Genomic DNA, 24,149 nt, shown 5'->3' with positions numbered 1-24,149 from the left:
ACCCTGCAAAAATTGATAATCCGCCTCCTTTTTAAAACCCGAATCTTGCGGTTTATTAAAATACCTGTACCTCTACCGGAAAAGTCGACGAATAGCAGTTGACATAGGCATCATTAAAAAATACCCGTCCGTAAGCCACTAAAGCTACGTTTCCGGTATAAATAAGCGCTTTATTAATATAAATCCTGAAATTAAAACTCGTCGGTACGTTTAGATTATTGACGATCTCAAAATTGTTGGCACACGTATGTACTCCGTTAACGACATCATACGAAAAAATAAAATCATGTGGATTTCCTCCGGCTGAATTTAATACATCAACTGTAGCATAGTACTGGTTGTACGTTTGAGACTGCATTTTAAATGGAACCAATGTGAAGAAAAGTAAACACACGGTTTTTAGTAGTAATGGTTTCATAGTCTAATGGTTTTATGGTTACTATAATTTTATACGCAAAACGCCCCAATACTTAATTTTTCTACGAGTACAGTACTGTCTTCGGTTCTGAATCATATCTTTAGGGCAAAAATCAGTAAAACAAACCGTTACACTGAATTTAATCTCTAATATATCTCAAATAACGTAACCATGAAATCGCTAGTAGTAGTGATTTTCAAGTTCTCAAATTGAGAATTTTATTTATATTTACATACTATTTTCCTGATTATGGAGTTGCTCAAGTTCAATACGATGAAAAAGACCTGGCATCAGATTGCCCGGTATCACGACGGCAATACACCGCCTTCTTTTGAATTGGAAGTCTATAAAAAGTTATTAAACATCTTCCATATAGGCGATTTTTACTATTATATTGTAAACCTACCCCATGTAGAAATTGAATTCGTTAGCGATGCTGTAAAAAAGGTATTGGGAATTGCTTGTACAGCTGACTTTAACGTCGATTATATTCTAACAAATATTCATCCGGACGATCTGAATCGTTTTATGAGGTACGAACAACAAGTCACCGCATTTTTTAATGCTTTACCACCGGATAAGGTTTTAAAATACAAGGTGAGTTATGATTACCGTTTGCGATGCGCCGATGGTTCGTACAAATGGATACTGATGCAAACGATCACCATTCAAAGTGATGAAAAAGGATCGGTCATTCGCGTATTGGGAATACAAACGGATATTTCCCATATAAAAACCGATGCGATTCCTTCGGGACTTTCTTTTATCGGATTGGACGGAGAACCCTCCTATTTTAATGCTGTCGGTCAACAAACCAAACAACCGTTTTCCAACGCTCTTTTTACCAAACGGGAACGGCAGATTTTAGAATTGATCATTACTGGAAAAAACACTTGTGAAATTGCCGATTTACTCAACATTTCGATACATACGGTCAATACGCACCGCAAAAATATTATGGCTAAATCGGCTTGTAAAAGTCTGGTAGAGCTCGGTTCAAAAGCGATTCGTGAAGGCTGGATTTAACCCGGTATTTTTTCGACCAACATTTCCTTACCAGACCGATCGTAATACGTACAGGTTTTCTTTTGCATATCCATAGTCCATTTTGCTATACCCGAACGGGCACAATCCGCACAAAAAGTCAGGTAGTCGGTTTGCCCCTGTTGATGTGCTTTTAACTCTTTTTTAAAGACAAGAAGATTAGTCTCCGGAGCAATTATAAGCGTTTCATACACCGGAGCCGCGCTTATTTGGTAATCATTGGCGCCGTAATAAGTAGTGTGTCCATCGGAAACATACGTTTCATAAAAAACCACTCCCAACCCAATCAGATCTTGAATATAATTCGGGAAATCAGCACCCGATTTTACTTTTGCATGTGCCGTTTTAATCTGTTCCAGTGTAAACATCATACTATTTTTAGATACTCAAATATACTATTTTCCGATAGTTTTGGCATCCTGTTCCTGCTTTAATTGTAAGGCGCGCTGTAGAAAACTTTGGGTTGCAATTTTATTTTCGGCTTCGGTAATCGCCGCCAACAATGCATTTTGGTTGTCTGCGATTTCGTTTAAAGCGATACGAATAACCTCCCATACGGGTTTCATCTGTTCGATTAGTCCCAATCCTTTGGATGTTAACAGTATACGACGTTTGCGTTCGTCTTCTTTATCTTTTACGGAACGAATCAGTTTTTGTTTTTCGAGTTCTTTTAGTAGACTAATCGTAGACGGATGTGTATACCCAATCTCATTTGCGATTTCTACTACGCTTAGCATTTCTTTATGGTACAAAGTATAAATCACAGGAAACCATTTCGGTTCAAATGCGATTCCATAGGCCTTATAAACCTGCGCTCCATCTTTACGAAGTTGTTCACTAAGGCGTTGTAACCTTGTCGAAATGGCTAATATTCCGGATTCATCAATTATATTCATGGCTATTTGTCAAGATTTAAATGGCAAAATACATTATCGGCACTCATTAACGGAAAAGCATCCGGTAAGTCCTTTTTTTCAATCCGTACAAAGTTATTCTTTTCGTAGAAACGCAGTGCGGCTTCCAAAATCGTAATCGTTCCCAGATACAGGTGTTGTATTCCGTTTTTACGACAATAGGCTATTAAAATATCGAGTAATTGTTGGGCGATACCGTATTCTTTTCCACGAAATTCTTTTTTGACAAACATTTTCCGAATCGCTCCTTCCTGATCGGCATACTTGATCAAAGCAATAGTCCCTAAGAGTTCGCCGTTGTGAAAAGCACCCCAAAAAGCACCACCACCCTGATAATAAAAGGCTTCTATTTGTAGCAAATCGGGTTGATCTTCTATTGTAATCGGGACGTTAAACTCTTTTTGCTGAATACTTAAAATCAGGTCTATTGCCGCAGTCGAGTATTCATTTCCGATGGGTTGAATGCTAATTTTCATAGTTGTTTTATATTTACAAGACAAAACTACGTAGTTGAATACATAAATACAAAAACTTTAACATTTCAAAATATCACAAAACCTGACAGGTCTTTGAGACCTGTCAGGTTTCAACATATAAACCAATAAAATTTATCGTGTTTTTTTAATCATCATCCTATGATCAAAACCCCATTGCACCAAGGCTTCAATAACCAGAATAACCGATTTTCCATAGTCTGTCAACGCATAGGTCACGGTAATCGGACGCGTATCCTGAATCGTTCGGGTAACCAATTCGTTTATTTCGAGTTCCTTTAATTCTTTGCTCAACATTTTAGTTGATATCCCCTGAATTCCGCGTTCCATCATTTTAAAATGAACCAACTTATCCTGTCGGTTTTTCAGGTAAATCAAAATTAACAATTTCCATTTTCCGCCGAGGATTTCCAGACTATCCCGAATGGCAAAAAGCTCTTCGCTACAGCTGGTTTCGCGTAGTATGCCCTGATCTTTTATTTGTGTCATAGTTTCTTCCGGGTAACTAGTTACGTAAAGTTAACTAGTAACAAATTTATAGTATTTCCGTTTTATTTTTACCAAAAAACATTCTATGCAAACCATACCCCGACGCGTGGTTACCGGAATAAAAGACGGAAAATCCACGATTATTGAAGATCAGACAGTTCAGAATGCCGTTGAACATTTTAAAGGACTTATTATTTCGGATATCTGGAATACGCAGGAAATGCCTGCTCGTCTGGACAATGAAGTCCTTATTCCGAATACCGCATTTCCGCAAACACCTAAAAATGGAACCTATTTCCGTTATGTTACCATTCCGCCCGATAGTGCTCTGGGGCTTACCGTTCATCCGGGAGAACCGCATCCGCTGATGCATCAAACCGATACCTTGGATTATATTATTATTCTTTCCGGAGAGCTGTATCTGATTATGGAAGAAGGCGAAACGGTATTAAAACCCGGTGATATCGTAATTCAGAAAGGAACGAATCATGCGTGGAGCAACCGTTCGGATCAGCCTTGTATCCAATTGGCGATCCTGATTGATGCGAAAACTGATTCATAATCATACCTGACAGGTTTTAGAAACCTGTCAGGTATCAACTAACTATTTTCATTCCAATAATAACTGTCAGGATAAATCCGTTGTCCGAAGATGGCTGTGCCTACTCTAACGATGGTCGCGCCTTCTTCGATTGCAATTTCCAAATCACCACTCATTCCCATCGAAAGTTCTTTCATTTCGACATTGGGTAGTTTCAAAGCCTTAATTTGTTCCTGCACTTGTTTGAGTATACGGAAACACTGTCGGACTTTTTCGGTTTCGGCACTAAACAATCCGATCGTCATTAATCCTTTTATTTGTAAGGTTTCGAATTGTGCTACTTCTTGTACCAAGTCTATTGCTTTGTCCGGAGAAACACCAAATTTGCTCTCTTCCATGGAAGTATTGACCTGAATCAGTACTTCCATTGTTTTCTTTTCAAACAACAAACGCTGGTGTAATTTTACCGCTAAATCCAAACGATCCAACGATTGAATACAGGAAATATCGTATTTTAAAATGTCTTTAATTTTATTGGTTTGTAAGTGTCCAATAAAATGGTTTGTATGCGGAATGGCTTTTAAATCCGCGTATTTCTCTTTGATTTCCTGTACTTTATTTTCCCCTATTACCGTTTGTCCGGCTTCTAATGCCACTTTAATCCGATTGGCCGGTACTGTTTTCGTAGCCAATAACAAACGGATTTCGGCTGGATCCCGTTTGCATTTAACTGCCGCTTTTTTTATCCGATCGATTATTTCTTCCAGATTGGTCAGGATTTGTTTTTCCATATTCTGATTTACATTACGTAGTATCTATTGAGGCCGGAAATGGATTCGAACCATTGTATAAGGTTTTGCGCCCCTTCGCCTAACCACTCGGCTATCCGGCCTTTGTTTTATGAAAACGGCAAACCATTGTAATTTGCCGTTTTGAATTTTAGTGCCACCAATGGTAGTAATTATGCAGTCCATCGTATTCAAAACCACATCGCGGATAAAGTTTGTTTCCGATAGCATTGGTTTTTTCAGTTTCCAGCATCAATCCACAGGCACCGGTTTCGGCACACCATTGCTTACTGCGATCAATTAAAGCGACCGACAAACCTTTTCCTCTATAATCCGGATGCACAAACAAATCGCTTAATAACCATTGTTTTTGCAATTTTGTGTAATGGAATAACTTATAAAGCTGTACAAATCCGACGGCTTTTTCGTTAACCACTACCAGAAAAATATCCGATTCGCTGTTTAAAAAACGTTCCTTTAGAAATGCTTTTCCTTTTTCGACATCCGATTCCTGTCGGTAAAAAACACGATAAAGGTCAAATAAAGCTGCCGCTTCGTCCAGATCTTCCAGGCTCGCTTTTTTAATTTTGTAATTCATAGTCCTATAATTATTTTGATTTTACAGGACAAAAGTATTTCTAAATAGGACTACCTTTGTAATCCAGTTTAAACACACAAAGTAGTCCAGATGATTCCGTTCGAACATATTATCACCATTGATAAAACGAGTAAAATCCCAGTCTACCGGCAAATTGCCATGGGTATCAGTACCGCTATCCGAAATGGTGCTTTAAAAGCGGGAATACTGCTTCCGGGTAGTCGGGAACTGGCAAAAACCTTACAGGTACACCGCAAAACGGTTATCGCGGCTTACGACGAGTTACAGGCACAGGACTGGATTAATGTTGTTCCGCGAAAACAGGTTAGCGTTTCGGAACGAATTCCGTCACTCCGGCCACAATCCTGGGAAAACACCACTTCTCGGACCGGATATACCAATAATCTGGAGCTTCCGTTTCGTCACATCATTGAAAATACGGATCATTATTCGACCTCTAAAATCCCCGATATCACTATAGACGACGGACATCCCGATGTACGGTTATCGCCTATTGCCGCTTTACTAAAAACCTATCGTTCGAATACCGCCCGAAAATATGCCATTAAAACCGCCAATACCGGTACGGCGCAGGGAACTCCAAAACTCCGGGAAACATTGGTTTCGTATTTATCGGAAACCCGCGGCTTAAATTGTACTGCCAACAACATACTGATCACACACGGAGCACAGATGAGTATTTACCTGGCCGCTCAGTTGTTGTTAGATTCCAATACGCGTATTATTGTGGGGCAGCCCAATTATCCCGTAGCCGATCAGGTTTTTCAGCAAACTGGGGCACAACTGCTAAAAGTAAATGTTGATACCAACGGCATCGATACCGATGCCATCGCGTTGATTTGTCAGAAGGAAAAAATTAATGCCGTTTATGTGGTGCCACATCATCATTATCCGACAACGGTGACCCTTAGCGTAGAAAGACGCATAAAATTACTGGAACTATCCAGACAGTATTCTTTTGTGATTATTGAGGACGATTACGACTACGACTATCATTATACCTCATCGCCTTACCTTCCGTTGGCAAGCAGCGGACATAACGGGAATGTAATCTATATCGGTTCTTTTTCGAAAATATTGGATCCATCGCTCCGAATGGGATTTATGATCGCTCCGCAAAATTTTATTGTTCAGTGTACCGCACTCCGAAAGTTAATTGACGTTGGCGGTGACGGTTATATGCAGAATGCGCTGGCAACACTGATACAGGACGGAGAACTCAAACGACATCTTAAAAAAGCAAAAAAATGCTACCATCAACGCAGGGATTTTCTGGATGCTTTGTTACAGGAGCACCTTAGTCCGTATATTTCCTATACCTTACCATCCGGTGGTATGGCTATCTGGATCCGGTTACGCGAGGGTTATTCTTTATCCCGTTTACAAACAACCGATCATTTCCATATCGCAAGAATGGATGCTACACAAAATGCTTTCCGTTTTGGATTTGCCTCTTTAAACGAAACCGAATTAACCGAAGCGGTTTTATATTTAAAGTCAATATTGAATCACACCTGACAGGTGTGATAAACTGATGATCAAATTTTTAATCCCTTCGGTGAATCTGGACAACGGGAACACGCTTCCGTTCTGTTAATTTCACTTTTTTTGTTGTAAGATATTTTTTATTTGAGTTAATTTGAGAAGTTCCGTTTTTCTGAAATAACACGTATTATATGCCCGAAACAACCTATAAATTAGACAATCCGGTTTATTACTCCTTAACCGAAATACACCAGCCATTTGCCCTTGAATTGGACGGTATTCACTATTATCATCCCGATTTTTGTCCATTTGGTGGTTTTATACAGCCATTATCAACCGAAAAAGGTGTCGCACACTATGCCCAGTTAACCGACAACTTTTTTATTGTGGGCGAAAGACCATCTTATGACGATACGGTACAACTGGTAAATGAATTGGTTTGTGATCAGATGGTATTGTTGCAGCCAATTTCTATAGTTTCTGAGGATAAAATCATTACTTTGGATACAACTCATAAAGAAGCATTACTACAACTCGTAAATTTGGTACAACCCGGTTATTTTAAAACCAGAACACCAGAAATGGGAAACTATTACGGTATTTTTAAAGACGGTATTTTAGTAGCCGTTACCGGCGAACGCATGAAAATGGATCAGTATACCGAAATAAGTGCTGTGATAACGCATCCGGAACATACCGGAAAAGGGTATGCTTCCCAGTTGGTAGCGTATGCGGCACATCTTATTTTTCAGGAAAATAAAATACCGTATCTGCATGTCGCTTCATCCAATACCAGAGCGATTAACGTTTATAAAAAACTGGGATTTACCACACGTCGTAAAATCAGTTTTTGGAATCTTACTTCTCAATAAATCAAATATGAAATTTCAATTACTACTATGCTCCTTATTTACCATTGTCGCTCAGGCGCAATCGGAAAACGATTATTATAAATTTTCGACCGATTTGTATCACAATCTCGAAAAAGACACCACCGCCTGGAAATACCAAATGAATGCCACCTATTTTTCGATAAGCGGTTACTATAAAAAAGCGTTGGAAATATGGGACAAAAACGGTTTTCGGAAATCCGCGCCATTAACAGCTTCTGATAGTCTGCTGTTTGCAAAATCCAAACCGTTAAATGCCCGGGATTATATTCTTAACCGTTCTAAAAACGAATCGCTCATTGTGATCAATGAAGCGCATACCAATGCCCGGCACCGGACATTTACGCAGTCTTTGTTAAAAGGATTGTATGATAACGGTTACCGTTACCTTGGATTGGAAGCGTTGCACGATACGCTTATCAACAAACGGAAATTCCCGATACTGGACAGTGGTTTTTATACCCGGGAACCGGAATTCGGGAACCTGCTATCCGAAGCCTTAAAAATCGGTTTTACGGTATTTGGGTACGAGGCATCCGATGGCAAAAACGGAAAAGAGCGCGAAATCGAACAGGCACAAAACATCAAACGATTCATCGACAGTCATCCCAAAGGAAAAGTACTGATTCACTGCGGACACGATCATGTTTTTGAAAACGAATATAAACCCTGGGAAAAAGCCATGACTGGTCGGTTAAAAGAATATATGGGAATCGATCCGTTTACGATTAATCAGGCACTTTTCCCGGAAAAAGGAAATCCAGAGCTCAACCATCCTTTTGTAAAAGGCATCCCAAAAAAAGAAACAGTCGTATTACAACTGGAATCCGGAGCTATCTTTAATGGCTTATCCAATCCGAAACAAACCGATATTGTCGTACTACATCCCGAAACAAATTATCCGAACAACCGACCGGATTGGCTTCAAGACGGTAGCATTTTGTATACCGTTCCGAAGAAAAAGATCAAAAATACACCGGTATTGGTTACCGCCTATCGCGCTAAAGAATACGATCAGAAAGGTATTCCGGCCGATATTGTCGAAATTAACGGAAAAGAAATACCACCGCTATATCTGAAACCGGGGACTTATGACATCATCCTTAAAGACAAAAACTATACAAGCACCGAGCGCTATACGATTACTTTAAAATAAGTATTTTTAATATCCGGATAAACTGTATTTGTTATGAAACACCTTTTTTGGATAATCGGATTACTGCTAACAGGCTGTTTCGCTGTGTTTTCACAACCTGCGATAGCTTCCGAAATCGCTTATACCATCCAGGATAGCGTACAGATTCCGACCCGAAGTGGTGTTTCGATTTCTGCTATTATTGTCCGAAAAAAAACGAATACGGTACCATTACCGGCCATTCTTTTTTATACGACCTATTATCAGAATGCCAATGATGCAACTTTCGGAAAGAAATCGGCCGATCGTGATTATGTCGGTATTGTGGCCTATGCACGGGGAATTAAAACCAATCTGGAACAGTATGCGCCCTATGAACACGAAGGTACCGATGTTTACGATATCATCGACTGGATTAGTAAACAATCGTGGTGCGATGGAACTGTAGGAATGTACGGCGGCAGTTATACCGGGTATTCCCAATGGGCAACGGTAAAAAACTGTCATCCGGCTTTAAAAACCATCGTTCCGCAAGTGGCCGTTATGCCCGGTTATGATATGCCGATGGAAAACAATGTACAGCTTAATTCCGGTTTGTACTGGTCGCACGACAATATTTATAAAAAAGAACCGCTACCGCGAAGTTTGCCGTTTGAATGGTTTGAAAAAGGTATCGCTTTTAAGGAAATGGATAGTCTGGCAGGCTATAAAAATCCGATATTTCAAAAATGGCTTTCCCATCCGGATTATGATAATTACTGGCAATCGATGGTTCCTACACCCGAAGAATACGCCCGAATTGCCATTCCGATACTATCGACTACCGGTTATTACGACGGAGCGCAAATCGGAGCCCTTCAGTATTTTAAACTGCATTATAAATACAATAAAAATGCAAACCACTATTTTGTAATCGGTCCGTATGATCATTGGGGCGGACAACGCAAAGCCGCCAAAAAATTAATGGGCTACGACATCGATCCGGTTGCCGATGTCAGTATGATGGAACTCGCCTATCAATGGTTGGATTATATCCTGAAAGGAAAACCCAAACCGGAATTACTAAAAGACAAAATCAATTACCAGGTTATGGGTACCAATACGTGGCGACATGCACCATCGCTGGAAAAGATCAATACCGATACGCTTACCTTTTACCTGAATGGTAAAACACTGACTTCCGTTCGGCCGAAAATCCGAAAATCTGAAAAACAAATCCTCGATTTTAAGAACCGGGAACAACAAAACAATTATTATACTCCGGAGATCCTGTTTAAAAATCTGGATGTTAGTGGCGGATTGCTTTTTACAACACCGGCTTTTGAACAGAGCTTTACGATTAACGGCTCTTTTATCGGAAAATTATCGGCTACAATTACCAAAAAAGATATGGATATTTCGGCTGCATTATACGAACTACTACCGGATGGAAATTATTTTTTCCTGACCCGTTATGTTGGTCGTGCCAGTTATGCTAAAAACCCTTCGAAACGACAGCTTTTACAACCCGGAAAAAAAGAGCTTATCCCATTTGAAAATACCCGGTTTGTCAGTAAAAAAATAAATGCCGGCAGCCGATTGGTACTTTTCCTAAATAGCAACAAACACCCGTTTGAGATAATCAATTACGGTTCCGGAAAAGCAGTTGCCTCCGAAACCCTGCACGATGCCGGCAAGCCATTGCAAATCGAATGGCACAACGATAGTTATATTCGGATTCCTATTACTAAAGAATAAACAAACACACCTGACTGGTTTTAAAAACCAGTCAGGTGTCTAACCCCAAAATCATCTATGAAATCCAAACAAAATCCCGTCGTTTATTTCGAAATTCCCGTTACCGATCTGGATCGGGCGATACGGTTTTATACCGCTGTTTTCGGTTTTACTTTTGAAAAAACAATTATTGATCATAATGAAATGGCGCTTTTTCCCTTATCGGATGCGTTACCCGGTATTTCCGGAGCATTGGCAAAAGGAGAAATTTATAAACCAACGTTGGATGGTGTGGTGCTTTATTTTCATTCTGATGCGATCGAAAAGACACTTGAAAAAGCAATCGCCAATGGCGGAGCAGCATTATATCCAAAAACGTCTAATGGCGAATTGGGTTTTGTGGCCGAGTTTAAAGATTCGGAAGGAAATCGTATTGCCTTACACCAACCTGCAGATTAACCATTGTCTGGAATTGTCTAAAGTCTACTCTTTTTTCTTAGAATATTATTTTTAAATTTATAATATTGGTTATCAAATATATAACCTATTAACAAATACTACGTTTTTCTTTTTATTCCTCGGAATACTTTTCCTCTTACTGATAACAGGGCTTTACTTTCCCAAACAACACTCCCTCATAAAACGATTATTAATTTTTAAATCTTATTTTATGAGAACAAAACTATTGGCAATTCTTTTTGCCTTACTATTCGTATCCTGTGAGGTCGATCCCCTAGAAGAAACTTCCGACAAAACACTGGAAAGAGATTCGCTTTCCAAAATGATAGCTCTTGAAAAAAATAGCGACAAACTGCATTGGGTGGAAGCCGAAGACGGAACTATTTACTGGGATGAAAATGCAACCTCACAAGACACAACCAAACCCGGAGAAAAGTATTTAGGTGCCAATGTCCTGGTGGGAACACATAACAGAGATTCAAACCTAAACGAACCAATTAACAGTGCTAAATTTGAACTGTATCTAGAAAAAAATAAGAATGGTTCTTCGGCGGAAATTATGGGTAATACCGTTCCGGCCAATATCACAAAATACGGAACACTGGCAGAAGGGTTATATCCGGCGAGATTTCAAGGCAGAGGAAGTTATATAGCACGGGGAAAAGAAGATTTGGCAATTCTGATTAATGGAGGTCTGTCTGTCCCAACTGCTCCGGGTAGTCCGAAAGGTTCTATGACCGGGGTATTTTTTCACACTGGTAATCAATATCAGGAATCTCTATATGATTCTAAAGGTCATGTATATTCAGCAGGTTGTCAGACAAGTGGCTGCGGATCGAACTCACGTCCTTTACATAATGATTTTATGAATACTGCAGGATCTGAATTTAAAGGTTCCTATTACTTACGTCCCAATCCTAATTAGACATCTACTTAATACGATTCGCTATGAATTACCTATTACTATTACTTACGATGTTTTCCTATACCATACAGGAAAAACAAAATCCATTAGCAAACACCCGGTGGGAATATACAGTCGCCAAAGATTGTATTAGTTACCTAACGTTTAAAGCAGACGGTACTTATGAAGAATATAATTGTGAAAGGGACTATCCCTATTCTGGAAAATATAAAATACAAAAAGACACTATTCATTTAATAGAAATTGACTTATTATCGGATGTCCCTAGTGTTAACGAAGAAAATAACTATAAAACAGGAATTATACGAAGAAATAAATTGATTTATAAAGGACCTTTTTTACAATATATTAGTTCCGAAAATTATGACTTTGAAAACAAAAAATGGTCCAATGATATTATTTTTCCTCTAAATGAAATCTTTTATATAAAAGTTGCCAAATAAAACCAACGACACCTGACAGGTTTTGGAAACCTGTCAGGTGTGGCATAGTTTAAAAAAACAAAACCCGAAACATATGTTTCGGGTTTTGTTGTATCGTGAAAAGAATATTATACTCTTCCCTTTAAAGCATTAAATACCCATGCAATGGCAAAAAATCCGATTCCTACCGCTCCAAATCCCCATCCGGCTACATCGGCATATCGGTAAACTGCCAATCCGATTAATAATAATCCCATTAAAACCATTATCAGAGTGGCCCACCCTAAAATGGTATTTTTATTCATGCCCATATTCTTTAGTTTTTTTGAATGGCAAATATCGTAATAATATCATAGCTGTAAAAATATTAATCTAATTGAATATCTTAACCAGCATTTCTTTTAGCAAATCCTGCTGTGGTAAAGCATTGGCACCTACTCCTTTACTTTTTACGTCGATGTCCCGCAAAACGGCTACAATCTGACTTACCTTTTTCATCGGGTAGTTTCGCAAAGCCACATCGTAATCCTTTAGAAAATACGGATTCACTTTTAAGACCTTAGCGGCATTACCCGGACTTTTGTCTTTTAATCCGTGGTATTGTAATAATTGGGAAAAGAAACCGAAAATAAGTCCGGTTGTCACGACCAATGGATTGTCTTTTGGGTTCTGAGCAAAGTAATCCGCAATCTGATAGGCTTTTAACTGGTTCTTTTCACCTATCGCTTTGCGCAACTCAAAGTTGTTATAATCTTTACTAAATCCGATGTTATCTTCAATGATCTTGGGACTAATCGTACTTCCTTTTGGTAGAATAATCGCGAGTTTATCGAGTTCGTTGGCAATCTTGCTTAAATCGGTTCCCAGAAATTCCACCAACATTGCAGCGGCTTTCGGCTCAATCTGATATCCTTTACCGGATAACACCCGTTTAAGCCAGTCACCGACCTGGTTTTCATACAGCTTTTTACTTTCGAAAACCACTCCGGCTTTTTCCAATACTTTGGTCACTTTTTTACGTTTGTCCAGCGTTTTGTATTTATAACACACCACCAAAACCGTTGTAGGCTGTGGATTTTCGGCATAACTTTCCAGCTTGTCAATCGTTCGCGACAATTCCTGCGCTTCTTTAACAATCACCACCTGACGGTCGGCCATCATCGGATAGCGTTTTGCATTCGAAACGATATCGTCTACCGTAACATCACGACCGTATAAAACCATCTGGTTAAAGCCTTTTTCCTCTTCCGATAAAATATTATCCTCGATATAGTCGGCCAGTTTATCAATATAATAGGGTTCTTCTCCCATTAAAAAATAAATCGGTTTAATGTCGCCGGCTTTAATATCTTTTATAATCTTTAGTACTTCCTCCAAAACAGTTTCTTTAGCAATTACCCGGAAATCAAAAACTTCAATTTATATTTGCACTATGCAAAATCTGAATTTTCCGCCTTATTCCTTTCGGTTCAAAAATAGTGAAAATAAAGTGGCTATTTTTGATGCCATCCGGAAAAAATTTATCCAGTTAACTCCCGAAGAATGGGTGCGTCAACATGTGATTCAGTTTTTATTACAGGACAAAAAATACTCCGGATCCTATATCAATGTTGAGAAAGTCATCAAAATCAACGGACTGACAAAGCGCTATGATGCGGTGGTTTTTAAACCCGACGGAAAAATTTTCCTGCTGGTCGAATGCAAAGCACCCGAAGTTGCGATCACCCAACAGGTTTTCGATCAGATCGCCCGATATAACATGGTTTTGGAAGCCGATTATTTAATGGTCACCAATGGCTTAAATCATTATTTTTGCCGTATGGATTATGAAAAAAAGGAATACCAGTTCCTTAGAACGTTACCGGATTTTCCATCCGTATAATACCCCTGAAATTTTGAAAAAAATAGCGATTGTCATACTCAACTGGAATGGTGTAAAATTGTTGGAACAGTTTTTACCTTCTGTTGTCGAAAATTCTCCGGAAGCTACGGTATACGTAGCCGATAATGCCTCGACCGACGCGTCGGTTGCCTTTGTAAAAGAACATTTTCCTACGGTTTCCATTATTATAAACCGCGCCAATTTCGGATTTGCCGGCGGCTATAACGAAGCCTTACAATCGGTCGCGGAACCGATCTATGTATTGGTTAATTCCGATATTGAGGTCACGCCAAACTGGCTGCAACCGATTATTGCTCTTTTTGATAACGAACCGGAAACGGCAATCGTACAACCAAAAATTCTGGATTACAAACGCAAAACCCATTTTGAATATGCCGGTGCTGCCGGTGGTTATATCGACAAATATGGTTTTCCGTTTTGCCGCGGACGTATTTTCGAAACCGTGGAAGAAGATAAAGGACAATATAACGACATAAAGGAAATTTTCTGGGCATCGGGCGCTTGTATGTTTATCCGAAAAAATGTTTTCCACGAACTGAATGGTTTTGATTCCGATTTTTTTGCCCATCAGGAAGAAATTGACCTTTGCTGGCGTGCTTTTAACCAGGGTTATACCATTAAATACTGTGGCTTGTCGACCGTATATCACGTTGGTGGTGCTACCTTAAACACCGGAAATCCGCATAAAACATTCCTTAATTTTAGGAATTCATTATGGATGATGGTAAAAAATTTGCCCAAAAAACAATTATTTCCTGTGATTTTCCAGCGGCTTTGTCTGGATGGAATTGCCGGTATCCACTTTTTTTTCCAGGGAAAACCCAAACATACCGGGGCTGTTATTCGTGCTCATTTTGCCCTTTATCGTTTCATTTCCAAGTTTTTAACAAAAAGAAGCCATCACCAAAAAGAAAATTATTTTCTTGTGAACTCCATTGTTTACAGGTATTTCATTAAAAATGGCAGGTTTTTTGATACTAAGATTTAACATTTGTTTATCGTTTTAAACTTTAACAAGCAGTAAAATCTTAGTAAATTCGTTATTCCTTATAAATTCAACATTGTATGAAAAAAGTCGTTATCGCCCTTTCGGTACTTGCAATTACACTAACATCCTGCGGATCGAAGAAAAAAATTGCAGCTCTAGAAGAAGAGAACAAAAAAATTCAGGACCTATTAAACACTTGTACGGTAAAACTGAATACGTGTTTAACTGAAAAAGACCATATGGCTAGTCAGATGGACTTTTTGAAGAAGAACAACTCCGATTTAATCAATAATATGGGTAATTTAACTACCCTTTCTTCAAAAGGTGCTGAAAATCTTGAAAAATCATTGGAAAGTCTTAAGGAAAAAGACCTTAAAATTACGCGTTTACAAGATGCTCTTACGAAAAAAGACAGTGTAACTCTTGCTTTGGTTACCAGTTTAAAAAGTTCGGTTGGTATCAACGATCCGGATATTCAGGTAAATGTAGAAAAAGGTGTGGTTTTTATTTCCATTGCTGACAAACTACTTTTCAAAAGTGGAAGTTATGTTGTGAGCGACCGTGCCAAAGAAGTATTGGCTAAAGTAGCTAAAGTAGTAAACAGCAAACCGGACTTCGAATGTATGGTAGAAGGTCACACGGATAATGTGCCGATTAAAAATGCCGTATTAGTTGACAACTGGGATCTTTCTGCAAAAAGAGCAACTTCAATCGTTCGTGTTTTACAGGATGATTTGGGTGTAAATCCAAAACAATTAATCGCAGCAGGAAGAAGTTTCTATGTTCCGTTGGCCGACAATGATACGCCGGAGAACAGAGCAAAAAACAGAAGAACCCGTATCGTGGTTTTACCTAAAATTGATCAGTTCTACGATATGATCGAAAAAGAAATGAAAAATATGACCGGTAAAAACTAAACCGTTATATATACTACAAATGAAAAAGCAGGTCCAAAAGACCTGCTTTTTATGTATTCCTAATTTTTTTTTAATAACCAATTAAATATTTAATTAAGAATGACACCTCTTCTATATTGTTATATTTTTAGTCATTTTGTTACGCTAAGTTATTGATATATTATCGTATAACCAAAGTTTTTACGATAAATCAATAAAGTACTACAGAATATCCGGGTCGCCTTTTCCTTCCCGAACCACTACCGGTTCGAACCCGGAAAGATCGATAACCGTCGAAGCGTGATTGTCGCCATAACCGCCATCGATAACCATATCGACCAGATTTTGCCATTTTTCAAAAATCAATTCCGGATCGGTTGTATATTCAATTACCTCATCATCGTCATGTATGGAAGTGGAAACAATCGGATTTCCCAACTGTCTTACAATTTCCAATGCGATAGTATTATCCGGTACACGAATCCCGACCGTATTTTTCTTTTTAAATTCTTTTGGAAGGTTATTGTTTCCCGGAAGAATAAACGTATACGGTCCCGGTAAAGCTCTTTTTAGAATTTTAAAAGTCGCCGTGTCGATTTGCCGTACATAATCCGATAAATTACTCAAATCACAGCATACAAACGAAAAATTTGCTTTTTCGAGTTTTACGCCTTTGATTTTTGCGATTTTTTCCAATGCTCTCGAATTGGTGATATCGCAACCCAAACCATAAACGGTATCCGTCGGATAAATAACCAGTCCGCCCTCTTTTAGGCATTTAACCACTTTTGCAATGGCTGCCGGATTGGGGTTTTCAGGGTAAATTTTAATGAATTCTGCCATGATTTTATATTTTAAAGGTTTCTATCTTCTTAGCCAATTACCTGTAGTTTCGCAAAACGCAACAGTAATTTTTTAATACCGCCTACTTCAAATTTGATTTCGGCTTTTTTATCGGCTCCGGCTCCTTCCAGATTCAGGATTTGTCCTTTTCCGAAACGCTCGTGCATCACAATATTCCCTACACTCAATCCATTGTCGTACGGACTTGGCCCAGCTGCTGCCGGAATACCACCCGAAACCGGTTTTAATTTACGGATATTACGATCCATTTTAGGCTCTTCGTTGTCGGTAATATACTTTGGCGGTGTTCCGGCAACCGGTTTGCTTAATCGCAATTTCGATTTGTCCACATCACCAAAAATATCGGCATTAATAGTCGGCTTATAACGGTAATTCGTTTCTACCGGTGTTAAATATTCCAGATATTGTCCATCGATTTCCTCGATAAAACGCGACGGCTCACTATCGACCAGTTTCCCCCAACGGTAGCGCGACTGCGCATACGTCAGATAAGCCTGATGCTCGGCTCGTGTTAGGGCCACATAGAACAAACGACGCTCTTCTTCCAGTTCGCTTCGCGTATTCATACTCATTGCACTTGGAAACAGGTCCTCTTCCATTCCAACGATAAATACGGTTGGAAACTCCAGTCCTTTTGCCAGGTGAATGGTCATTAAAGCCACACGATCGTCATCGCCGGTATCGTTATCCAAATCGGTCGCCAAAGCCACATCTTCCATAAATTCCGATAAAGCACCACGCGCTCCGTCCACTTCCTTTTGCCCTTCGATAAAATCTTTGATACCGCCCATCAACACCTCGATATTCTCGATACGAGCGATACCTTCCGGTGTGGCGTCTTTTTTCAATTCCTGAATCAATCCGGTTTTTTTGGATACGTGATCCGTCAGATACAACGCATCCTGTGTCTCATTAATCACCTGAAAACTTTTGATCATGGTCACAAAATCCTGTAACTTGTTTTTTGTGGTGGAATTTAATTTCAGATCAATCTTATCGATATGTTCCATGATTTCAAAAATGGAACGTCTGTAATGATTCGCAGCAATCGTAAGTTTTTCTACGGTCGTACCGCCAATTCCCCTTGCCGGATAATTGATCACACGTATCAATGCCTCTTCATCTTTCGGATTGATTACCAGTCGCAAGTAGGACAATACGTCTTTGATTTCTTTACGTTGGTAAAACGATAGTCCGCCATAAATACGATACGGAATGTCTTTTTTACGCAACGCATCCTCCATTGCACGCGACTGCGCATTGGTACGGTATAGAATCGCAAACTGATTGTTGTTCATCTGGTGTTGCATTTTCTGTTCGAAAATGGTACTGGCCACAAAACGTCCTTCTTCACCATCGGTAAGACTACGGTGAATTTTGATTTTAGGTCCGAATTCGTTGGCCGTCCAAACGACTTTATCCAGTTTGGTTTTATTTTTATCGATAATGGTATTCGCCGCTTCCACGATGTTTCGCGTTGAACGGTAATTTTGTTCCAAACGATAGGTATTTACGCCTTCGTAATCTTTCTGGAAATTCAGGATATTGTTGATATTCGCGCCTCGGAATGCGTAAATACTCTGCGCATCGTCACCTACCACGCAAATATTCTGAAAACGGTCGGATAGCGCCCGAACAATCAGATACTGAGAATGGTTCGTATCCTGATACTCATCCACCAGAATATAGCGAAAACGATCCTGGTATTTCATTAAAACATCCGGGAAACGGGTTAGCAATTCATTGGTTTTCAATAACAAATCATCGAAATCCATTGCACCCGATTTAAAACAGCGCTCTACGTAATTCTGATAAATTTCGCCCAAACGCGGCTTTTTACTCATCGCATCCGCCTCCTGTAATTCCGGGTTATTGAAATAGGCTTTTACCGTAATCAGGCTATTTTTATAGGAGGAAATACGCCCCAAAACCTGTTTGGGTTTGTACACATCCTTATCCAATTGCATTTCTTTGATAATCTGCCCGATTAATCGTACGCTATCCTGGGAATCATAAATCGTAAAATTCGACGGATAACCCAGTTTATCGGCTTCATTTCGCAATATTTTAGCAAAAACCGAGTGAAAGGTTCCCATCCACAGGTTTTTGGCTTCGCTGTTACCTACAATACTCGCAATACGGGTTTTCATCTCCCTGGCAGCTTTGTTGGTAAAGGTTAACGACAAGATATTAAACGCATCCACGCCCTGATGCATCAGATAAGCAATACGAATGGTCAGTACCCTTGTTTTTCCGGAACCGGCTCCGGCAATCACTATCATTGGCCCGTCTTTTTGTAATACAGGCGCCCGCTGGGCTTCATTTAACTGGTCAATATAATTTTGCATGGTCATGATATCAAACCTCAAAAATACTACTCATTATGCTTTATTACAATTAAAATCAGCAGAGTTTTTTATTTTGTTAGTTTATTTCTTTATTCGTTTATTTGTAGCACTTTGAACCGATTTTAAATTCATTAATCAATTATCCCGATTCGATCATGGATACTACCAAAATAGTAGAATTACTGGCCTATACCGTTCCGGCTATCATTACCGGCGGAGTGGCTTATTACTTTTTTAACCTACATACAAAAAATGAAGAAGGACGCCGTCGTTTCCTGTTGCATAAAGAAGCACAAAAAAGTGCGCTTCCGATACGTTTACAGGCTTTTGAGCGTATGACGTTGTTTCTGGAGCGTATTAGTCCTGCCAAATTACTGGTTCGTATCGCCCCGCATTCCTCGGATAAAAACGATTATGAAAATTTACTGATCCAGCATATCGAACAGGAATTCGAACATAACCTGACACAACAGATTTATATTTCGGAAGAAAGCTGGAATATTATCCTTACGGCTAAAAACACGACAATTCAGATAATCAGAAAGGCATCCATGGGTGCCGAAAATGCGAATAAACTACGTGAAATCATTTTAAGCGATATGATGGAAAAACAATCGCCTAGTTCGGTAGCACTTTCTTATCTGAAAAATGAAGTAAGCGACTTATTTTAAAGATTCTTTTAATCAAAACATAAAAAAGACTTTTCAAATCAATGAAAAGTCTTTTTAATTTAAATAACAAACAAAACAATTAATTATCGCGAATTACATGGATGACTCCTGTAATCGTATGTGTGACACTTGGATTATTATTATCCTGATAGGTTCCGCTAAAAGTCATGTCAATATACTGCCCTACTGCTCCAAAAGCATTCAGATTAAATACCATTGTATTGGGCAATTGCGACGAAATATAGCCAACAGCTCCTCCTTCAATTGTAAAGCTGGAAGTCGTATAGGTTCCCGGAACATTGGTGTTACCCCAGAAGTAAATCCCGGCTCCGGTAGCACTTTGTGCGCTAATGCTGAGTCCGTTTGGCGTATACCCGGCGTTAAAGCTTGTAAGATGGTAGGTTGTCGGGTTGCTGTCGATCTGATAGGTTATAAATTCCGTGATAGAATTACAAGCCACCAGATTACCAATATTCGTTGTCGGCGTGGCAAACGTATAGTTCACATCACCCGTTACCTGTAAATTATCATAATCGGCTCCTTCTAAAGTAAACGTCGCATTCGGACCACCACAAACCAGTGTATTAAAGCTAAAACTTCCATTGGTAACAGTTGTTACCTGTGTTGTATATCCGGTATGTAAAATTACATAACCATTGGTTACCGGAGCATTACTGCAGGTTACCAGATTTCCCTGTACCGTTGTTGGCGTAACCGAAGGATTGGTTACCGTAATCGTCGGTAAAGTTGTATTTGCTGTTAGCGGACCTATGGCATTGCTATAAATCGTATTGCCACAATTATCCAAAACAACCAATGTCAGATTTTCGTTGGAAGGTACCAATCCGCAAACCTGACCATCGGCATTGGTCGTTCCCATAACCGGATAGGTATTTCCGCTTCGGATGATTCCCACCTGAATGTTCGCTAAGGCATTACCATTGGCATCTTCCAGATTTACACACATCGATACAACCGGAAACTGCGCATCGCAATTCCACCATGAAAAATGAGATACATTACCTACATAAGTATCTCCCTGACGGGTTGCACTACCTTCCCGAATCCAATACCCTTTATCGTTGTCAAAATGCCATAACGGGATTTCACTTGGCGCACTTCCTAACTGACTGTTATCAATTTTCATCACCACCTGAGCCGTATGTCCGGAAGCAATCTGTAGTTTTTGTCCGCCTGATCCGCGTAATTCAACATTAAGCATTCCTAAAGTTTCCAGTGCTTTGGCATTTCCGTTTTCATCCTGAGCGAATAAAGCACCCGGCATTAGACTACTTAACTTACTGTCGGATGGCAATAAATGATACATTGCCACCGCAACACTACCGCTATAGGCCGCGCCGTTTTCGTCCTGAAAAGCGCCATCGAAAACAACTTTGGTTCCGGATAATAACGTGACTTCGCTACTTACACCCGAATTGATTACCTGAGTTGGCTGTAATGGCAACAACATAATCCGAACGTTATTATCGCCGGATGTCGGTACCATCGTACGGGAACCGTCGATATAACCGGCTTTTTTAGCTGTGATATAGGCAAATCGCTCGTAAACCGTCGCATTTTTAATAATAAAAACACCATTGGAATCGGTTTGTCCTGTTGTAGTTCCTATTTTGATAGTCGCATTCGAAACGGGATTTCCGTTCGTATCCACCACCTGTCCGATAAAATCTCTTGAAACCTGATTTCCGAAACTGGATGACATAGTACCGCCACCGGTATTGCTTCCTCCTCCTTCTACGGTACTTTCGGATTCACATCCAGCCAAAAACAGCAGAGACGTGATAAGCACTAAAAAAAGTTTGATTTTATTCATATGTTTTGGTTTTGTGTTGTTCGTATTCTTTAGATACAACACAAACCTTTTAGTTGCGTATTAAATGTTATTATTTTTACAATAATTTAATAAAATAGAAACATATTCATCAATACAAAGACAAACAAAAAGAATAATATAAAATACAAACACTAAAAAACTACTCTTTCAGCAATATCCCCAATTGTGTTTTTTCGTTTTCCGGTAAAGTCGGCAAAAGTTCCTGAAAATACTCCCGATGTTTTTCGTTTTTCAATAAGGCACGAATCGAATCCTTTGAGAACTTAACAAACTGCCATTTGTGGTGTAAGGTTCCGTTTACCAGATAACGCAGGGTATTCATATCACTTTTGTTCAGATACAACAGATTCACCAAAGCATTTAACCTTACATTACTTTCATACTGAGGCGAAGCATAATGTAGCAGTTCTTCATAGTATTTTAATTTTTCGGCATTCTGATAATCCGGTGTCGCCAAAGCCAATGTCAGCCAACTGATTCGCAGGTTTTTATCGTTAAATCCCTGCCAGTCTTTTGTTTGATCCAATAACGGAAAGCGCTGGTTTGGAAATTGGGCCCAAAGTGCTTTTAACGCGATTTCCTGCGTGATATACGACCGATCTTCCAATAAAGTTTCGTATTGCGGTTTAAACGACTCCGGAATACTGCGCAACGACTTACTTATCGCCTGTCTGACTTTTAAATCGGTCGATTGCATCGCTAATTCCAGTAAAGGTTTATTCTGTTCGAACGGTGTATTTTCCAATTGGTAGATAATTTCTTCCTTAACAGGATAGAAAACATCCGATTTTAAAAGTGTTTCGAACTGCTTTTGTTTGTCGACTAATAATTTGTCCTGTAATTCGACAACACCGAGATAGGTTTTAACAAACGGATTTTGTTTTACGATAGCCAAAGCTTCTTCGGTAGGAAATGCCGGATTTTCGAGCCATAAGGTTTTAAAAGCCGCTGTATCATAGTCGACAACATTTCGAACCTCAGCCAGAAATGCATCGGTGTCGACATTTTTAAACGCATATTTTCGCAGGTAGTTTTGTACCGCCAGACGAAATTTATCTTCCCCTATTTGTGTACGTAGGTAATGTAAAGCCCAGGCTCCTTTTTGATAGAAAGTCAGTGAGCTTGCTTTTTCATGGAGTATCGGTTTGGTATCGGTTTTGGAAGCCCGAATGAGGTTTTCGGCCGATTCGTACAGTTCCCAGTTAAAATGATCGTCTCCAAAAAGTTGCTTTTCGGCCAGCAAGGCATAATACGTTGCAAATCCTTCCTGTAACCAATGGTGTTTTCCGGATTGCGCCGTAACCAGATCGCCAAACCATTGGTGCGCCAGTTCGTGAGCATTTACGTTGGTATACGTCCGATCGTTATAGCCGATGGCATCGACCACAAAATCCTGTGAAAAGATGGTCGCCGTAGTATTTTCCATTCCGAGATATAAAAAGTCGAATACCGGAACTTGTCGGTAGACCTTCCAGGGATAGGCTACTCCGATTTCCCGTTCGAAAAAATCAAAAATCTCTTTCGAATAACGATACGTCGATTCAAATTTTGCCGCATCCGCTTTGCGAAGGTATAATTCCAAAGGTGTACCCGATGCGGTCGTTACGGTCTTTTTATCAAATTTTCCAATAGCCAGCATCGTCAAGTAGGAACTCATCGGTTTTTCCATAGCATACTGCCAGGTGGTCTGATTGTCTTTCGTGACTTTGTGTTTTAAAACACCGTTGGAAAGGACTTCAAATGCATTATCAAAGGTTATGGAAAACGAAAAAATCACCTTTTCATTCACATCGTCAAAACTGGGTAACCAATGACTGGTATATTTCCCCTGTCCTTGTGTCCATATCTGAAAATCTTCGTCTTTTCCAATAAAATAAAGCGTTTGCCGCGGTTGGGCTTCATAATGTAGTTTCAGAGTATTAGACCCTTTTTTATACCCTTGGAACAATTGTAATTTTTTACCGGTATTTTTAAACTTTACCGGTTTGTTGTTGATCGTCACACCGGAAATATCCATCCGTTGCGCATCGATATTAATCGTATCCGTAGCACTGTTCACCTGAAAGGTATACGTTACATCACCTGCGATTTTACGGGTCTCGGTGGTAAATGAAACCGCTGCATCAAGTGTGATAAAATCAACTTTTTCGCTTTGTTGCGCGTTTGAAAAGGTATATATAAAACAGCAGAGAAATGTGAGTCGCTTCATATTTAGGATATAATGGAAAGCTCAAAGTTACAAAGTTTAGCACAACATTAAAGCGGCTTTTTTGTAAGTTTACACC

The 24,149-nt window shown here is 39.4% G+C and carries 26 protein-coding genes and 1 tRNA gene; 13 read left to right on the top strand and 14 right to left on the bottom strand.

The annotated features are described in order from the left end of the window. Positions 1-55: 55 nt before the first annotated feature. Positions 56-418, bottom strand: a complete 363-nt coding sequence (locus AAFN64_RS07365) for a hypothetical protein (RefSeq protein ID WP_300485048.1) — start codon at positions 416-418, stop codon at positions 56-58. Between the two features lie 273 nt (positions 419-691). On the opposite strand from AAFN64_RS07365, the gene AAFN64_RS07360 reads away from it, so the two are divergent. Further along, on the top strand, positions 692-1,444 hold the full coding sequence (locus AAFN64_RS07360) for a LuxR C-terminal-related transcriptional regulator (RefSeq protein WP_347759959.1): 753 nt from the start codon (positions 692-694) through the stop codon (positions 1,442-1,444). On the opposite strand, the gene AAFN64_RS07355 is transcribed toward AAFN64_RS07360, so the two are convergent. The 4 genes from AAFN64_RS07355 to AAFN64_RS07340 form a co-directional block, all read right to left on the bottom strand. Beyond that, entirely contained in the window at positions 1,441-1,833 is a 393-nt protein-coding gene (locus AAFN64_RS07355; RefSeq protein ID WP_347759958.1) for a DUF1398 family protein, read from the bottom strand. The genes AAFN64_RS07360 and AAFN64_RS07355 overlap by 4 nt on opposite strands. A gap of 24 nt (positions 1,834-1,857) precedes the next feature. Continuing rightward, entirely contained in the window at positions 1,858-2,358 is a 501-nt protein-coding gene (locus tag AAFN64_RS07350; protein WP_347759957.1) for a MarR family transcriptional regulator, read from the bottom strand. Positions 2,359-2,360: 2 nt separating this feature from the next. After that, the gene (locus AAFN64_RS07345) at positions 2,361-2,852 is read right to left on the bottom strand and encodes a GNAT family N-acetyltransferase (protein ID WP_347759956.1); all 492 of its coding nucleotides are present in this window, start codon (positions 2,850-2,852) and stop codon (positions 2,361-2,363) included. 132 nt (positions 2,853-2,984) lie between these two features. Continuing rightward, entirely contained in the window at positions 2,985-3,359 is a 375-nt protein-coding gene (locus AAFN64_RS07340; RefSeq protein WP_347759955.1) for a helix-turn-helix domain-containing protein, read from the bottom strand. Between the two features lie 85 nt (positions 3,360-3,444). Here AAFN64_RS07340 and AAFN64_RS07335 point away from each other — a divergent pair, with 85 nt between their 5' ends. Next, a complete protein-coding gene (locus AAFN64_RS07335; protein WP_347759954.1) occupies positions 3,445-3,921 on the top strand; it encodes a cupin domain-containing protein in 477 nt (158 codons plus the stop codon). A 38-nt stretch (positions 3,922-3,959) separates the two neighbouring features. On the opposite strand, the gene AAFN64_RS07330 is transcribed toward AAFN64_RS07335, so the two are convergent. The 3 genes from AAFN64_RS07330 to AAFN64_RS07320 all read right to left on the bottom strand — a co-directional run bounded on the left by AAFN64_RS07330 (position 3,960) and on the right by AAFN64_RS07320 (position 5,286). Next, complete coding sequence (locus AAFN64_RS07330; protein WP_347759953.1) at positions 3,960-4,691, bottom strand: YggS family pyridoxal phosphate-dependent enzyme; 732 nt, start codon at positions 4,689-4,691, stop codon at positions 3,960-3,962. A gap of 30 nt (positions 4,692-4,721) precedes the next feature. Then, a tRNA-Cys gene (locus tag AAFN64_RS07325) sits at positions 4,722-4,792 on the bottom strand. A 47-nt stretch (positions 4,793-4,839) separates the two neighbouring features. Continuing rightward, complete coding sequence (locus tag AAFN64_RS07320) at positions 4,840-5,286, bottom strand: GNAT family N-acetyltransferase (RefSeq protein WP_347759952.1); 447 nt, start codon at positions 5,284-5,286, stop codon at positions 4,840-4,842. A gap of 90 nt (positions 5,287-5,376) precedes the next feature. Here AAFN64_RS07320 and AAFN64_RS07315 point away from each other — a divergent pair, with 90 nt between their 5' ends. The 7 genes from AAFN64_RS07315 to AAFN64_RS07285 all read left to right on the top strand — a co-directional run bounded on the left by AAFN64_RS07315 (position 5,377) and on the right by AAFN64_RS07285 (position 12,360). Further along, positions 5,377-6,825 carry a PLP-dependent aminotransferase family protein gene (locus tag AAFN64_RS07315; protein ID WP_347759951.1) on the top strand — a complete coding sequence of 483 codons (1,449 nt, stop codon included), beginning with the start codon at positions 5,377-5,379 and terminating at the stop codon, positions 6,823-6,825. A gap of 158 nt (positions 6,826-6,983) precedes the next feature. Next, positions 6,984-7,664 (top strand): GNAT family N-acetyltransferase, encoded by a 681-nt coding sequence (locus AAFN64_RS07310; RefSeq protein ID WP_347759950.1) that lies wholly within the window; start codon positions 6,984-6,986, stop codon positions 7,662-7,664. Positions 7,665-7,671: 7 nt separating this feature from the next. Next, entirely contained in the window at positions 7,672-8,838 is a 1,167-nt protein-coding gene (locus tag AAFN64_RS07305; RefSeq protein WP_347759949.1) for a hypothetical protein, read from the top strand. 33 nt (positions 8,839-8,871) lie between these two features. Beyond that, complete coding sequence (locus tag AAFN64_RS07300; protein WP_347759948.1) at positions 8,872-10,554, top strand: CocE/NonD family hydrolase; 1,683 nt, start codon at positions 8,872-8,874, stop codon at positions 10,552-10,554. A 57-nt stretch (positions 10,555-10,611) separates the two neighbouring features. Then, entirely contained in the window at positions 10,612-10,992 is a 381-nt protein-coding gene (locus tag AAFN64_RS07295) for a VOC family protein (protein ID WP_347759947.1), read from the top strand. Between the two features lie 211 nt (positions 10,993-11,203). Then, positions 11,204-11,917, top strand: coding sequence for a hypothetical protein (locus tag AAFN64_RS07290; protein WP_347759946.1), 714 nt, complete (start codon positions 11,204-11,206; stop codon positions 11,915-11,917). Between the two features lie 23 nt (positions 11,918-11,940). Then, positions 11,941-12,360, top strand: coding sequence for a hypothetical protein (locus AAFN64_RS07285; protein WP_347759945.1), 420 nt, complete (start codon positions 11,941-11,943; stop codon positions 12,358-12,360). 107 nt (positions 12,361-12,467) lie between these two features. Here the strand turns inward: AAFN64_RS07285 and AAFN64_RS07280 are convergent, their stop codons facing one another. Together AAFN64_RS07280 and holA are read right to left on the bottom strand one after the other, a co-directional pair. Further along, complete coding sequence (locus AAFN64_RS07280; RefSeq protein ID WP_136401298.1) at positions 12,468-12,650, bottom strand: CAL67264 family membrane protein; 183 nt, start codon at positions 12,648-12,650, stop codon at positions 12,468-12,470. Between the two features lie 61 nt (positions 12,651-12,711). Further along, entirely contained in the window at positions 12,712-13,716 is a 1,005-nt protein-coding gene (gene holA, locus AAFN64_RS07275; protein ID WP_300485076.1) for a DNA polymerase III subunit delta, read from the bottom strand. Between the two features lie 55 nt (positions 13,717-13,771). Between holA and AAFN64_RS07270 the strand changes: the two genes are divergently transcribed. The 3 genes from AAFN64_RS07270 (at position 13,772) to AAFN64_RS07260 (ending at position 16,147) form a co-directional block, all read left to right on the top strand. Continuing rightward, complete coding sequence (locus tag AAFN64_RS07270; protein ID WP_136401296.1) at positions 13,772-14,221, top strand: type I restriction enzyme HsdR N-terminal domain-containing protein; 450 nt, start codon at positions 13,772-13,774, stop codon at positions 14,219-14,221. Positions 14,222-14,234: 13 nt separating this feature from the next. Beyond that, positions 14,235-15,230, top strand: a complete 996-nt coding sequence (locus AAFN64_RS07265; protein WP_347759944.1) for a glycosyltransferase family 2 protein — start codon at positions 14,235-14,237, stop codon at positions 15,228-15,230. 77 nt (positions 15,231-15,307) lie between these two features. Continuing rightward, on the top strand, positions 15,308-16,147 hold the full coding sequence (locus AAFN64_RS07260; protein WP_300485080.1) for an OmpA family protein: 840 nt from the start codon (positions 15,308-15,310) through the stop codon (positions 16,145-16,147). 201 nt (positions 16,148-16,348) lie between these two features. On the opposite strand, the gene AAFN64_RS07255 is transcribed toward AAFN64_RS07260, so the two are convergent. Continuing rightward, positions 16,349-16,969, bottom strand: coding sequence for an L-threonylcarbamoyladenylate synthase (locus AAFN64_RS07255; RefSeq protein ID WP_300485082.1), 621 nt, complete (start codon positions 16,967-16,969; stop codon positions 16,349-16,351). A gap of 29 nt (positions 16,970-16,998) precedes the next feature. Then, positions 16,999-19,338, bottom strand: coding sequence for a UvrD-helicase domain-containing protein (locus AAFN64_RS07250; protein WP_300485084.1), 2,340 nt, complete (start codon positions 19,336-19,338; stop codon positions 16,999-17,001). Positions 19,339-19,493: 155 nt separating this feature from the next. On the opposite strand from AAFN64_RS07250, the gene AAFN64_RS07245 reads away from it, so the two are divergent. Then, complete coding sequence (locus AAFN64_RS07245; protein WP_300485087.1) at positions 19,494-20,009, top strand: hypothetical protein; 516 nt, start codon at positions 19,494-19,496, stop codon at positions 20,007-20,009. Between the two features lie 79 nt (positions 20,010-20,088). Here the strand turns inward: AAFN64_RS07245 and AAFN64_RS07240 are convergent, their stop codons facing one another. Together AAFN64_RS07240 and AAFN64_RS07235 are read right to left on the bottom strand one after the other, a co-directional pair. Next, a complete protein-coding gene (locus AAFN64_RS07240; RefSeq protein WP_347759943.1) occupies positions 20,089-21,843 on the bottom strand; it encodes a carboxypeptidase-like regulatory domain-containing protein in 1,755 nt (584 codons plus the stop codon). Between the two features lie 160 nt (positions 21,844-22,003). Continuing rightward, a complete protein-coding gene (locus AAFN64_RS07235; RefSeq protein ID WP_347759942.1) occupies positions 22,004-24,073 on the bottom strand; it encodes a M1 family metallopeptidase in 2,070 nt (689 codons plus the stop codon). Positions 24,074-24,149: the final 76 nt, after the last annotated feature.

This window comes from Flavobacterium sp. CAU 1735 (genome assembly GCF_039888695.1).
Classification (GTDB): domain Bacteria; phylum Bacteroidota; class Bacteroidia; order Flavobacteriales; family Flavobacteriaceae; genus Flavobacterium.
This window is presented reverse-complemented; position numbering and strand designations above follow the sequence as displayed.

Excerpts from the sequence above, each read along its gene's own strand:
- AAFN64_RS07320 (WP_347759952.1), bottom strand. The coding sequence starts at position 5,286 with ATGAATTACAAAATTAAAAAAGCGAGCCTGGAAGATCTGGACGAAGCG.
- AAFN64_RS07235 (WP_347759942.1), bottom strand. The coding sequence starts at position 24,073 with ATGAAGCGACTCACATTTCTCTGCTGTTTTATATATACCTTTTCAAAC.
- AAFN64_RS07285 (WP_347759945.1), top strand. The coding sequence starts at position 11,941 with ATGAATTACCTATTACTATTACTTACGATGTTTTCCTATACCATACAG.
- AAFN64_RS07280 (WP_136401298.1), bottom strand. The coding sequence starts at position 12,650 with ATGGGCATGAATAAAAATACCATTTTAGGGTGGGCCACTCTGATAATG.
- AAFN64_RS07335 (WP_347759954.1), top strand. The coding sequence starts at position 3,445 with ATGCAAACCATACCCCGACGCGTGGTTACCGGAATAAAAGACGGAAAA.
- AAFN64_RS07310 (WP_347759950.1), top strand. The coding sequence starts at position 6,984 with ATGCCCGAAACAACCTATAAATTAGACAATCCGGTTTATTACTCCTTA.
- AAFN64_RS07330 (WP_347759953.1), bottom strand. The coding sequence starts at position 4,691 with ATGGAAAAACAAATCCTGACCAATCTGGAAGAAATAATCGATCGGATA.
- AAFN64_RS07355 (WP_347759958.1), bottom strand. The coding sequence starts at position 1,833 with ATGATGTTTACACTGGAACAGATTAAAACGGCACATGCAAAAGTAAAA.
- AAFN64_RS07270 (WP_136401296.1), top strand. The coding sequence starts at position 13,772 with ATGCAAAATCTGAATTTTCCGCCTTATTCCTTTCGGTTCAAAAATAGT.
- AAFN64_RS07340 (WP_347759955.1), bottom strand. The coding sequence starts at position 3,359 with ATGACACAAATAAAAGATCAGGGCATACTACGCGAAACCAGCTGTAGC.
- AAFN64_RS07350 (WP_347759957.1), bottom strand. The coding sequence starts at position 2,358 with ATGAATATAATTGATGAATCCGGAATATTAGCCATTTCGACAAGGTTA.
- AAFN64_RS07245 (WP_300485087.1), top strand. The coding sequence starts at position 19,494 with ATGGATACTACCAAAATAGTAGAATTACTGGCCTATACCGTTCCGGCT.
- AAFN64_RS07290 (WP_347759946.1), top strand. The coding sequence starts at position 11,204 with ATGAGAACAAAACTATTGGCAATTCTTTTTGCCTTACTATTCGTATCC.
- AAFN64_RS07295 (WP_347759947.1), top strand. The coding sequence starts at position 10,612 with ATGAAATCCAAACAAAATCCCGTCGTTTATTTCGAAATTCCCGTTACC.
- AAFN64_RS07250 (WP_300485084.1), bottom strand. The coding sequence starts at position 19,338 with ATGCAAAATTATATTGACCAGTTAAATGAAGCCCAGCGGGCGCCTGTA.
- AAFN64_RS07360 (WP_347759959.1), top strand. The coding sequence starts at position 692 with ATGAAAAAGACCTGGCATCAGATTGCCCGGTATCACGACGGCAATACA.
- AAFN64_RS07240 (WP_347759943.1), bottom strand. The coding sequence starts at position 21,843 with ATGAATAAAATCAAACTTTTTTTAGTGCTTATCACGTCTCTGCTGTTT.
- AAFN64_RS07315 (WP_347759951.1), top strand. The coding sequence starts at position 5,377 with ATGATTCCGTTCGAACATATTATCACCATTGATAAAACGAGTAAAATC.
- AAFN64_RS07365 (WP_300485048.1), bottom strand. The coding sequence starts at position 418 with ATGAAACCATTACTACTAAAAACCGTGTGTTTACTTTTCTTCACATTG.
- AAFN64_RS07305 (WP_347759949.1), top strand. The coding sequence starts at position 7,672 with ATGAAATTTCAATTACTACTATGCTCCTTATTTACCATTGTCGCTCAG.
- AAFN64_RS07300 (WP_347759948.1), top strand. The coding sequence starts at position 8,872 with ATGAAACACCTTTTTTGGATAATCGGATTACTGCTAACAGGCTGTTTC.
- AAFN64_RS07260 (WP_300485080.1), top strand. The coding sequence starts at position 15,308 with ATGAAAAAAGTCGTTATCGCCCTTTCGGTACTTGCAATTACACTAACA.
- AAFN64_RS07345 (WP_347759956.1), bottom strand. The coding sequence starts at position 2,852 with ATGAAAATTAGCATTCAACCCATCGGAAATGAATACTCGACTGCGGCA.
- AAFN64_RS07255 (WP_300485082.1), bottom strand. The coding sequence starts at position 16,969 with ATGGCAGAATTCATTAAAATTTACCCTGAAAACCCCAATCCGGCAGCC.